We start from the raw sequence: 11,195 nt of genomic DNA, 5'->3' as shown, positions 1-11,195 counted from the left end.
GTCAACGTCTCGGGCCTGCTGTTCAACGGCGGCTACACCTCGGCCAACGAGTTCGGGCTGGACATCGATTACGCGCAGATGGTGCGCTCGCTGCTGGCCGAGCTGACGGCGCGGCCTGACGTGGTTGTCCACCTGATCTGCCACGTAAACACCGACAGCCTGCCCAAGGACGACGACCGCGCCGTCGCCGACAAGCTGAAGGCCGAGTTCCCGGCGGTGGTGCGGGCGCCGGACTTCAAGTCGCCGTCCGAGGCCAAGAGCTACATCGCCGGCCTGGATTTCCTGACGGCGGCCCGGATGCACGCCTGCATCGCCGCCTTCTCGGCCGGTGTGCCGGTGGTGCCGGTGGCTTACAGCCGCAAGTTCTCGGGTCTGTTCCAGGGGGTGCTGCAATACCCCTACGAGGTGCCTGTGAAGGGGCTGAGCACCGACGAGGCGGTGGCCTACATCCTGGCGCAACTGGACCAACGCGAGGCGCTGAGGGCGGCGGCGCAGTCGGGCCTCAAGGTCGTCGACGCCCTGTTGCAGGGCTACAAGGACGAGCTTCAGCGGGTGTTCCGGCTGGCCGTCGAGAAGAAGGCCCGCAGGCGCTAGGTCCGCCGGATCGCAATCAGCGACTTCGAGAAGCCCAAGAACCGTTCGCGCCGGTGATCGGCGTCCGGAAACAGCTCACGCATCTGGGTGGCGGTGAGCAGGTTCACCGTCTGGATGTCGCGCATGGCCGCGTCGAAGCTGCGCGTGGGACCGCGGAAGCCCAGCTTGTGGTCGCGGAGCAGCGCGGCCCGCGCGGACTCGGGCAGCCACTGGAAGCCGATTGTCCGATAGTGCGGCTCCACCGGGAACCAGAAGTTGGGAGTCTGCAGGTAGTACGCGGGCGCCAGGCGGCGCACCTCGCCGGCCATGGCGGCCATCTCCGGCCAGTGGCCGACGTGCTCGATGACGCTGTTCGAATGAACGATGTCGAAGGCGTTGTCCGCGTACTCGGGCAGGGCGCAGGCGTTGCCGGGCCGGATGGCGAACGGGCCGTCGTCGCTGGGCTCGACGCCCAGGTTCACGATCGTGAAATGCAGCGGCCAGGGCTTCCAGAGGTCCTCGGTGGCGCGCCAGTACGAGGCGGTGCCGCCGATATCCAGGACGCGCAGCGTCTTCGAGGAGGGCTGCCCAAGCAGGGACAGGAACAGCTTCATCCGCTTTCGGCGGAACTGGTTGCCATCCACACGCATCGAGCGACCCCTCGTCCTGGCCCGGCGGGAAGACCCGCTCGTACCGTCAACCACGCCGTGATGACCGCAAGATCGTCAACGGACCCTTACGGGCGCCGTTGTGCTACTCGACGAAGACGCTGGTCGGAAGCAGGCTCGACGCCTAGCCGATCATGTTCGGGTCGCGTGGGGCTTCGCGGCGGCTGAGACCGGACTGCAGCGCCTTCCAGGCCTCGGTGACCGCGGCCAGGCGCGGATCGTCCAGGGTCTCGAGCGGGTGGCGGCGCTCGAAGGCCATGCCGGCCAAGTCGCCGCGGCGCCACTTCAGCACCACCTCGAACGCGACGGCGTCGTGGAAGTGCATCAGCACGAAACGCGGGGGCAGGCGGTAGAAGTGAGAGAGTTCGATCTTGGCCCCTGACTGGCTGATGTCCTTGATCAGGCAGTCGGCCCAGAGGGCCAACTTCTCGCCATGCATCACCCGTCCAGGCGCGCTGACGGGAACGCGGGGCTCCGCGCGTCTCTCATGGAAATCGGGCATGGGCCTGGACGACATGGGGTGACCTTATCGCCAAGCTGGTTGAGAACTCGTTCGCGTTTGCGCAACCAAGAGTACATTTTCTGCGGCGTACAGTCGCGCTTAGCGCGAATCATCGCGGCCGGAAAAGCACTTCCGAGACCTTGCGGACGCCGTCGAAGCGATCCAGCTGCACCACGATGTCGATCACCCGGCTGACGTAGGTCTGCACCTTGTCCCAGCCGAGATCGACGCCGGAGGTCAGCGCGAGGAGGGCGATCTGGTCCAAGGCGCCGGCCGGACTGTCCGCGTGGATGGTGGTGAGCGAGCCGGGGTGGCCGCTGTTGACCGCGCGCAGGAACGCGAAGGCCTCCTTGCCGCGCAACTCGCCCAGCAGGATGCGGTCGGGCCGCAAGCGCAGCGAGGCGGCCAGCAGCGTGTCGGCGTCGACCTTGGCCTCGCCCAACTCGCCGCGCACGGCCACCAGGCCGACGCTGTTGGGGTGATCGAGCCGCACCTCGGGGGCGTCCTCGATGACCACCAGGCGCTCGCTGCGGTCGATCTCCTTCACCAGGGCGTTCAGCAAGGTGGTCTTGCCGCTGCCGGTGCCGCCTGAGATGACGATCGTCTTGCGGCGCCGGACCGCGGTCCTGAGGAAGGCGCCCATGTCACCGGCGGCCAGCAGCGCTTCAAGCTCGACGTCGACTTCCTTCTCACGCGCCGGGTCGGTGCGGGCGGCCGTGTCGAACAGGCCGTCGCGGGCGAGGTCGGCGACCGACATGTCGGAGATCAGGTGCTTGCGCACGGCGAGCGCCAGGCCGCCGCGAGTGGCGGGCGGAGCCACGACCTGGACGCGGGCGCCGTCGGGCAGGGTGGCCGAGAGCAGCGGCTGCTCGCGATTGACGCCCTGGTGGCTGGCGGCGGCGATCTGCCGGGCCAGCCGTTGCAGCGCCATCTCGGTGAGCTCGTCGGCGGGCTCGCGGGTCATCGCGCCGCCCGTCGTCTCGACCCAGACCTCGCCGGGCCGGTTGATCAGGACGTCGGTGACGTCGGGCCGCGAGAGCCACGGCGAGAGCGGCGCGAGGTACGCCGAGAGGTAGACGTTCGCGCTCACCGCACCACGCCGCCGAAGTCGAGGTCGCGGGCCACGAACACCTGCACCGGGACGCCCTGGGCCACCTTGATGGTGTCGGGGATGTTCACCTGCTGCTGCAGGGCCGTGGCGCCCACCTGGGTGGTCTGGCTCGACGCGCCGCCGATGATCACGGTCGAGCCGTTGCCATCCGCCAGCGCCGTGGCGCCAGCCTGCAGCGTGGTGAGCAGGATCGCCGCGCCGAAGCGCTGGAAGAAGTGGCGGTCGACGTCGCCGCTCAGGCCGCCACGGCCCAAGCGGTCGGTGGCGGGCGAACCGACCTCGATGGTCACGCCCGTGGGGCTGATGATCCGCTCCCAGACGACGAAGGCGCGGGTCTGCCCCTGCGCGGCGGCGCTCTTGTACTGGCCGACCAGCTTGGAGCCGCGCGGGATCAGCACCCGGCTGCCGTCGAAGCTGCGGACGTCGCGGCTGACCACACCGCGGACCGAGCCGGGCAGGTCGGAGTTGATAGCCGTCTCCAGCACGGCGGCGATCACCGTGCCCTGCGGCACGACGCGGCCGAGGTCGCGCATCTGGCTCGCGCGGGCCACGTCGCCGAGACTACCGGTGACGCGGGCCGAGAAGCGCTCGTCGGCCGACTGGGCGCGCGCGTCGATCGCCGACTGGCCGGGAATGACCTGCGCTCCCGGTGTTCCAGGGGTCTGCGTGGCCTGGGCGAGCTGCAGCGCCTGGCCCTCGGGCGAGGAGAAGTCGACCACCATCGTGGGCGCTCGCCAGTGGGCGGCCTCCGGATCGGGCTGCCTCACGGGGGCCTGCATGATTGGCGCGGGCGCGGCGACCGGGGCAGGCGCGGGCGCTGGGGCCGGGACCGGAGCGGGCGCGGGCTGTGGCGCCGCGGCGACGGGAGCGGGCGCGGTCTGGGCCTTGGCCTCGCGGCCCGACGAGAGGCCGTTGAACACCATGAAGCCCAGCACCAGCGCGCCGCCGACGCCCACCCACACGGTCATGGGCGAGTCGGGCGCCTGCACGCGCGGACGGGCGGCCTCGCCCTTGGCGAAGACGGGGCTCAGGGGCTGCGGGGTCTGTTGCTTACGCGTCATCGGCGCCACCAGGGGTCTTTCTTGCGCTGCCGGAGCGCAGTGGCCTCCTCCACACGGAAGCCGTCGTTGTAGACTTTCGTCACCTCGCTGCCCCGCCGCAGCACGAAGCCGCGCACCACGCGGTCGACGACGACATAGCCGTCGCGCTGGCGGGTGTTGACCACCGCCTCGCCTCCGTCGGGATCGAGCGCGAAGATCGCCGGCAGGTCCTCCTCGGCGCGGAAGGCGAAGTAGGTGTCCTGGCCATCGTCGAAGACCTTCACGGGCAGCGTCTTCGACGAGCCTTCGTAGGAGTAGGCCACGTTCCGCTCCTCCGGCGGCGCCGGCGGCGGGGGCGGAGCGATGAAGGCCACGGCGGGCGGCGCGTACAGGAAGCGCACGCTGAACGGCGCGCTGCGGGCGGCGGCGCGCGGGCGCAGGCCCAGCTCGAAATTGTAGCGGCGCAGGTTGGTGACCACGGTCATGTTCGTGGCCGGCCGCTGCGCCATGGGCTTGAGGAACAGGAGGTTGGCGCGCCGGTTCGGCGTCACCTGCCAGCCGAGGGAATCGCCGATGGCGACGTTCTCGATGCGCTCGCCCTGGTCGAATTCGACGGAGAGCTGGTAGCCCAGCGCCACGCGCAGCTCGACCACCGCCTCAGGATCGTAGTCCACGACGTGGATGCGCGCGTCGCCGGGGCCCGGACGCGGGACGACGGCGAGGGCGGGGCTCGCCAGCAGGGCGGCGGCGACGGCTATTGCAGGTACGCGGATCATCGGGCGGCTCCCGCGCGGCGGGCGGTGAAGGTGTTGCGGCGGTAGCCGTCGCCGAGGCGCCCGGTCTCGCCGAGGCTCACGGAGGTCTGGCGGCTGGACGCGGCGGCGGCGGTCGCCGCTGCGACCGAGGCGGCGCGGCTGCGTTCCGTGGCTTGCGCGTGGTCGCGCTGCAGGTCCAGCGCCAGCCGCTCGGCGCGGGTGGGCATGGCGGCCAGCGCGGCGGCCTGGGCCGCCGCGTTGATGGTCGGCGCGCCGGCGCCGCGGGCGTCACGATCGCGGTCGAACGAGGGCAGCTTGAAGCTCAGCGCCATGATCCAGGCGCCCACGACCAGGGCGGCCTGGCCGGCGGCGAAGACGAAGACCAGGGCGGCGGCGCTCATGGCGGTCTGGGAGTCGAGGCGGTTGGCCACCCGCTGGGCGGTCAGCGTCTCCACCCACGGCTCGATCACCGAGAGCATCAGCACGATCAGCAGCCAGGCGACCAGCGGCGTCATCGCCGCCGCCGCCATCGCCCGCACCCAGCCCACGAAGAGGCCGCGGGTGGCCGGGATCAGGGCCAGGACGATGAAGATCGGCCCGACGGCGGTCAGCACGCCGATCGCCAGCGTGGCCGCCGAAATCACGCCCGCGCTGGACAGGAAGAGAAGGCCCGACGCCCCGGCGGTGGCCTCGGCGGCGGCGGCCTGCGGGCTGGAGTAGCCCTTGGCGTTGGGGCCGGCGAGCTTGCCGTAGGCGGCGCCGGTGTTGCTGAACTCGTCGTAGGCCGTCTGCAGCCCGTCGATCGGGCGCTCGGCCAGCGACGAGCCCTCGGCCAAGGGCGCCGAGACGATGGCGGCGATCTCTTCCGGCGCCCGGTCGGCGACGTCGAACACCAGGGTCTGGAAGGCCGACCAGCTGGTCACCAGGGCCAGGATGATGCCGATCTTCAGCGCGATGCCCGGGGCGTCCGAGATCCGGGTGGCGCCCTGCGCGAACAGCATTCGGAAGCCGATCAGCGCCACATAAATCGTCAGGATCGCGGTCAGCACGCCCTGGAAGACCGGCGAGCCGGTGGTCAGCGCCTGGTAGCCGCTCTCGGCGTAGACACGCGTCTGGCATTCCACCGTGGCGAGAACGCCGCGGATGACGCCGTCGTCGACCATGGCGGCGCAGGCGAGGCTCATGCGGCGCTCCGTCCCTTGTCGCCGGACCCGGCCATGAAGCTGGGCAGCCAGGCCGCCGGGGCGTCGCCGACTTCCTGGCGCAGCGCGTCGAGCCGGCGCACGGCCCGCTCGGTGCCGGCGAGCACGGCGAGCTCACCCGACAGCCCCGTGAGGTCGAGGCGGGCCACCACGCTGTGGTCGCCGCGCTTGATCAGGAAGCAGCGCGAGGTGTCGGGCAGGGTGCGCACCAGCTCGAACTCATGCTCGGTCAACCCGAAGCCGTCGACGTAGTCTGCGGCTTTCGCTCGGGAATTCGGGAAGAAGACCTGGGTCGCGGCCTGCTCGATGATCGCCGAGGCGATGCGGCTGTCCAGCGCGTCGGAGGCGCTCTGGGTGCAGAAGCCCACCACGCCGTTGCGCTTCCGGATGGTCTTTTCCCAGTCCTTGATGCGGCGGATGAACACCGGGTCGTCCAGCACCTTCCAGCCCTCGTCGACGACGATCAGGGCGGGGTTGCCGTCCAGCCGCTGCTCGAGGCGGTGGAAGAGGTACATCATCGCCGGGATGCGAATGGTGGGCGCGTCCAACAGCTTGGTCATGTCGAAGCCCAGGACCCGGGTCTCGATGTCCAGGAGGTCGGCCTCGTTGTCGAACAGCCAGGCGTGGTCGCCGCCCTCGCACCAGGCCGAGAGGCGGGCCGAGAGGTCGCCGGCGTGCGGGCGGCGCGCGCCACGGAACAGTTCGCGCAGGTAGCGCAGGCGCCGGTGGCTGACCGGCTGGGCGAAGTTGGCGTCGATCGCGTCGGCGATCATGAGCCGGTCCTCGCTGTCCAGGACCTCGCCCTCGGCGGTGAGCAGTTGGGCGACCCATTCGGCCAGGAAGGCGCGGTTGGCGGGCGTGTCGGGGAGCGCCAGCGGATTGAAGCCCGTGGGTTCGCCCGGCGAGATCACGTCGTAGCGGCCGCCGATCGCGCGGATGAAGGGCTCGGCCCCGCGGTCCTTGTCGAAGTAGGCGATGCGCGGCTTCAGCCGCTCGGCCTGGGCCAGCAGGAAGGTGAGCAGCACGGTCTTGCCCGAGCCGGAGGGGCCGATGACCGTGAAGTTGCCGAGGTCGCCGTGGTGGAAGTTGAAGTGGTAGGGGCCGAAGGCGGTGGTCTCGAGCACGGCGATGGCCGGGCCCCAGTGGTTGCCTTCCGCCTGGCCGGTCGGATGGTTGTGGAAGCTGGCGAGGCCCGCGAAGTTGCCCGCCGAGATCAGAGCTCGCCGCGCGATATATTTGAAATTGCCAGGGAACTGCGCCCAGAAGGCCGGCTCCAGATTGACGTCCTCGCGCACCGCGACGGCGCCGGTCTCGGCGAGAGCCGACTGGATGTCGGCGACGCCGGCGTCGAGCTCGTTGAGGCTCTCGGCCTTGGCCAGGATGGTCAGGTGGTGCTCGCCGTAGGCGGCGCGGCCGGCGCCGACGTCGTCGCGGGCCTGGGCCAGCTCGCCGCGCAGGCTGTAGGCGTCGTCCTCGGCGGCCTTGAGCCGGCGCAGCGCCAGGCCCATGCGGTCCAGCGCCGCCTGCCGGTCGACGAAGGCGAAGCTCTCGGTGAGCACCAGCTCCATCGGTAGGCGCAGCACGCCGTCCAGCAGGCCGGGCGCGGTGCGGGACGGGTAGTCCTTCACTGAGACCATCGCGCCGAAGGTGGGCTCGCCCGCCTGGCCGGGGCCGAACTCCATGGCGTCGAGGCCGAAACTCAAGCGGCGCGTGGCGATCGCCTGGGCGAAGTCGCCGCTGGGGGCCAGGACGGGCCGCAGCTCGCCGTTCAGGACCAGGCCCAGGAATTCGGCAGGCTCCGAGCGCTGAGCGCCGCCGCCGGCGGTGTAGAGGCCCAAGGTGCGCGCGCCGTATGGGGCGAGCGCGGCGGCGAACGCCTCGCGGGTGGCGTGCAGCTCGCGCAGGTCGCGGCCGATGTCGGCGTCGCGGGCGCGCGGGCCCTTCATCAGCCGTTCCAGGAACCCGGCCGAGCCCTGGGTGGGCCGCAGCACCAGGGTTAGGAAGATATCGTTCACATAGAGCCGGCGGCTGGCCAGCTGCTCGCGCCAGCGCGCATCCAGCGTGCCGCAGAACGGTTCCTCGGGCGACGGCGGGAAGGCCGGGGTCACCCGACGACGGACTACGTGGTGATAGATCGCGAGCCTGGAGCTCGCCGCGCCACGCAGCACGGTCTCGCGGATGGCCTTGCGGTAGTTCAGCTCCTCGTCGGGCGCCGTCTCGAACGGGAATCCGGCCAGGTGGAGCGCCTGGACCAGCAGGCCGTCCTTCGTGCGCAGGGTCACGTCGTCGGCGTGGGCGAGATAGGGCAGGCGGTCGCCGACCGAGGCCTCTCGGGGCGCCAGCACCCTGGCCGCGCCGGTGGTGAGGTAGGCGCCGCTCATGGCTGGTACGAGTTCCCCCGCCAGAAGCTGAAGTTCTTCACCCGCGGGCAGGTGGACAGGCGCGTGACCCAGAGGTCGAAGAAGCGCGGTTCGCGCAGCGACCCCACATAGCCCACCGCGTGCATGAGGGTCGCGATCGCCAGGGCCCAGAACGAGCGCGTGATCAGGAACGCCTCGGCTGTCACCACCATGTTCAGCACCATGTAGGGATAGGTGACGCCGCCGATCATCTGGGGCCGGGTGAGCGCGGCGAACACCGGATCGGAGGACAGCCGGCTCATCGGATCAGAGCCCCCCGGCCAGGGAGCGGATGCCGGCGACGATCGTCACGGCCCCGAAGATGATGAAGATGCCGACGAGCGTGACCACGCCGCGGCGCCAGTCGAAGCGGCCCACCAGCATCAGGTAGCCGATGATGGCCACGGCGATGACGGCGGCGGTGGTCGCCAGGTTGCCGAGCAGGGTGCCCTGGACCCAGTTCAGCGCCGCCAGCAGCGGGGACGAGCCGGCCGGGTCGCCGGCCTGGGCGTGGGCCGGGGCCGCGATGGCGGTCGCAATCAGGGTGAGGGGTACGAGCTTCTTCATCAGCCTCTACTCGGCGCGGGCGCCCACGGCCGAGGCGGCCGCGAGGCGGGCCAGGATGGCGCGCACATAGGTTTGGGTTTCGGCGAACGGGGGCACGCCGCCATAGCGATCTACCGCCCCAGGCCCCGCATTGTATGCAGCGAGCGCCAGGCGAAGGTCGCCGTAGCGTCGGAGCTGCTGGGCCAGGTAAGCCACGCCGCCGTCGATATTGCCTTTGAGGTCCCCGGGATCCACGCCGAGGTCGCTAGCGGTCTTGGGTAACAGTTGCATGACACCGCGCGCGCCCTTCGGCGAAACCGCAGTGTGATTGAAACGTGACTCCTGCCAGGCCACGGCCTCGACAACGGCGGCCGGCACGGCGTGGCGCGTCGACGACTCCTGGATTAGCCGCACGACTTCCTCGGGTGCGGCGCGGTGGGCCGGTGTAGGCTCGGGCGGGGCGATCGGCGAAGCGCCCTGGGACGTGAAGACGGAGGGGCCCGCGTAGGTAGTCACCGCGCCGTCGTCGCCGATCTCCAGCACCTGGGCGGTGGCCGGCGCCGCGGCGAGCGCCAGTGCGAGTGCCGCCCCGCACATCGACGCAAGTGACGCTCCCCGAGCCATTTCTTCGCCCCCAACCACGAGCCTCAAGCCTATCCCTATGGGCCTCGTGCGACCAGATAACTTTGTCGCGCCGATGCTTTGGGTACCGTTTGAGCGGCCGTTTGGCGGCGCCGCGACAGCTCTGCAATGGAGTCGTCACACATCTGTCGGGGGCGTGTCATTCCCCGCCCCTAAGAACGAGCCGCAAGCGGGGGACAGGTCCGGGGGTGGGCTTCGGCCGACAGACCCGCGTGCGCGTCGTCGCGCGGGAGACTCCAGATGACCGGCTCGAAGTTCAGTCTATTCCTCGTCGCCTCGCTGAGCGCGCTGTCGCTCGCGGCGTGCGGCGGGGCCGACAATGTGGCCTCGCCGGGCGAGGGCGCCTTCCCGCCCAACGGCGGCGGCGGCGGTGGCGGTGGTGGTGGTGGCGGCACGCCGCAGCCGGGCCAGCCGGCGGCCGACTGCCCGACCGGTTTCGCCAACGTCGGCACCGTGGCGAACGGGACGCTGCGGGCCTGTCAGCTGCCTTCCAAGATCATCGGCAACCTCCTCGTGCCGAACCGAGCTGGCACCGTCTACGCCATCAGCGGCCGGACCGACGTGGGCGACGACCGCGGCGCCGATCCCGCAAATCCGATCCCTGGCTCCCAGCAAGGCATCCTAACCATCGAGCCGGGCGTGCGGCTCTTTGGCTCGGGCGGGCTGGATTACATCAACGTCCAGCGCGGCAACCAGATCTTCGCCGAGGGCACGGCCACTAACCCGATCATCTTCACCAGCCGCTCGAACCTCGAGGGGAACTCGGGCGCCGACCTGATCGGTCAGTGGGGCGGCATCGTGCTCGCCGGCCGTGCGCCGATCGCCAGCTGCCCGGCCGGCACGACGCCGCCGAACGTCAACTGCGTGGCCACGTTCGAGGGCGGCGTGGCGCTCTACGGCGGCAACACGCCGGCCGACAACTCCGGGCGCCTCCGCTACATCCAGGTCCGCTATCCGGGCTTCGAGGTGCAGCCCAACAAGGAGCTGAACGGCATCACCTTCCTAGGCGTGGGATCGGCGACGGTGGTCGACCACATCCAGGTCCACAACTCCTCCGACGACGGGATGGAATTCTTCGGCGGCACGGTGAACCTGAAGCACATCATCATCACCGGCGCCGACGACGACTCGATCGACACCGACGAAGGCTGGCGCGGCGGCATCCAGTTCCTGATCGCCCGCCAGCGCGCGAACGGCGGCGACCGCGTGTTCGAGGAGAGCTCGGCCGGCGTGCAGGCCTCGCTGAACTCGCAGCCGAAGATCGCCAACTACACGGCGATCGGCTCGACCCGCACCGGCGCCGGCGACATCCAGATCCTGAACACGGGCTCGGGCGGCCGCTTCATCAACGGCATCCATACGACGGCCAACACGGCCACCGCCTGCCTCGACGTCGACACGGCCTCCACCCAGGCCGCAGCGCCCCGTTGGGACTCGGTGGTGCTGGCCTGCACGACGGCGTTCCGGAACGACACGGACATCGACGGCGCGGCGGCAGCGGCGCTGTTCAACGCCGGGACCAACAACTCGTCGACCCACACCTCGACGCTGAGCGGCTTCGTGAACGGCAGCAACGAGACGGGCCGCGTGGCGACCAACCCGCAGGCGATCTACGCCTTCTTCGACAACGTCTCGTACATCGGGGCCGTCAGGGACGCGAACGACAACTGGTGGCAGGGCTGGACCTGCGGCCTGCAGACCGGAAGCAGCTGCTGAGCCTTGCGCCTCGGGGCGGGGCCGACGGCTCCGCCCTTCCG

At 70.6% G+C, this 11,195-nt stretch carries 12 protein-coding genes; 2 read left to right on the top strand and 10 right to left on the bottom strand.

Going from position 1 to position 11,195, the window contains the following annotated elements; all coding sequences use genetic code 11:
- A partial coding sequence (locus tag VGD44_RS11875; protein WP_331087197.1) for a polysaccharide pyruvyl transferase family protein occupies positions 1–594 on the top strand: 594 nt, incomplete at its 5' end.
- On the opposite strand, the gene VGD44_RS11870 is transcribed toward VGD44_RS11875, so the two are convergent.
- The 10 genes from VGD44_RS11870 to VGD44_RS11825 form a co-directional block, all read right to left on the bottom strand.
- On the bottom strand, positions 591–1,223 hold the full coding sequence (locus tag VGD44_RS11870) for a class I SAM-dependent methyltransferase (RefSeq protein ID WP_331087195.1): 633 nt from the start codon (positions 1,221–1,223) through the stop codon (positions 591–593). The genes VGD44_RS11875 and VGD44_RS11870 overlap by 4 nt on opposite strands.
- Positions 1,224–1,365: 142 nt before the next feature.
- Positions 1,366–1,743 carry a PilZ domain-containing protein gene (locus tag VGD44_RS11865; protein WP_331087199.1) on the bottom strand — a complete coding sequence of 126 codons (378 nt, stop codon included), beginning with the start codon at positions 1,741–1,743 and terminating at the stop codon, positions 1,366–1,368.
- Between the two features lie 109 nt (positions 1,744–1,852).
- Positions 1,853–2,833 carry a P-type DNA transfer ATPase VirB11 gene (gene virB11 / locus VGD44_RS11860; RefSeq protein WP_331087193.1) on the bottom strand — a complete coding sequence of 327 codons (981 nt, stop codon included), beginning with the start codon at positions 2,831–2,833 and terminating at the stop codon, positions 1,853–1,855.
- Positions 2,830–3,915, bottom strand: a complete 1,086-nt coding sequence (gene virB10, locus VGD44_RS11855) for a type IV secretion system protein VirB10 (protein ID WP_331087192.1) — start codon at positions 3,913–3,915, stop codon at positions 2,830–2,832. The genes virB11 and virB10 overlap by 4 nt, the downstream gene beginning before the upstream one ends.
- Positions 3,912–4,670, bottom strand: coding sequence for a TrbG/VirB9 family P-type conjugative transfer protein (locus VGD44_RS11850; protein ID WP_331087190.1), 759 nt, complete (start codon positions 4,668–4,670; stop codon positions 3,912–3,914). Before VGD44_RS11850 ends, virB10 begins: the two co-directional genes overlap by 4 nt.
- Positions 4,667–5,833, bottom strand: a complete 1,167-nt coding sequence (locus VGD44_RS11845; protein WP_331087188.1) for a type IV secretion system protein — start codon at positions 5,831–5,833, stop codon at positions 4,667–4,669. Before VGD44_RS11845 ends, VGD44_RS11850 begins: the two co-directional genes overlap by 4 nt.
- Positions 5,830–8,232, bottom strand: a complete 2,403-nt coding sequence (locus tag VGD44_RS11840; RefSeq protein WP_331087186.1) for a VirB4 family type IV secretion system protein — start codon at positions 8,230–8,232, stop codon at positions 5,830–5,832. The genes VGD44_RS11845 and VGD44_RS11840 overlap by 4 nt, the downstream gene beginning before the upstream one ends.
- Positions 8,229–8,513: a type IV secretion system protein VirB3 gene (locus VGD44_RS11835; protein WP_331087184.1), complete on the bottom strand. Its 285-nt coding sequence runs from the start codon at positions 8,511–8,513 to the stop codon at positions 8,229–8,231. The genes VGD44_RS11840 and VGD44_RS11835 overlap by 4 nt, the downstream gene beginning before the upstream one ends.
- Positions 8,514–8,517: 4 nt before the next feature.
- Positions 8,518–8,817 (bottom strand): TrbC/VirB2 family protein, encoded by a 300-nt coding sequence (locus tag VGD44_RS11830; protein ID WP_331087182.1) that lies wholly within the window; start codon positions 8,815–8,817, stop codon positions 8,518–8,520.
- A gap of 6 nt (positions 8,818–8,823) precedes the next feature.
- Positions 8,824–9,393, bottom strand: coding sequence for a lytic transglycosylase domain-containing protein (locus VGD44_RS11825; protein WP_331087180.1), 570 nt, complete (start codon positions 9,391–9,393; stop codon positions 8,824–8,826).
- Positions 9,394–9,678: 285 nt separating this feature from the next.
- Between VGD44_RS11825 and VGD44_RS11820 the strand changes: the two genes are divergently transcribed.
- Positions 9,679–11,154, top strand: a complete 1,476-nt coding sequence (locus tag VGD44_RS11820) for a hypothetical protein (protein WP_331087178.1) — start codon at positions 9,679–9,681, stop codon at positions 11,152–11,154.
- Positions 11,155–11,195 lie beyond the last annotated feature (41 nt).

The organism is Phenylobacterium sp. (assembly GCF_036402295.1).
Lineage (GTDB): Bacteria > Pseudomonadota > Alphaproteobacteria > Caulobacterales > Caulobacteraceae > Phenylobacterium.
The sequence above is the reverse complement of the archived record's forward strand: the minus strand, read 5'-3'. Positions and strand labels throughout refer to the sequence as shown.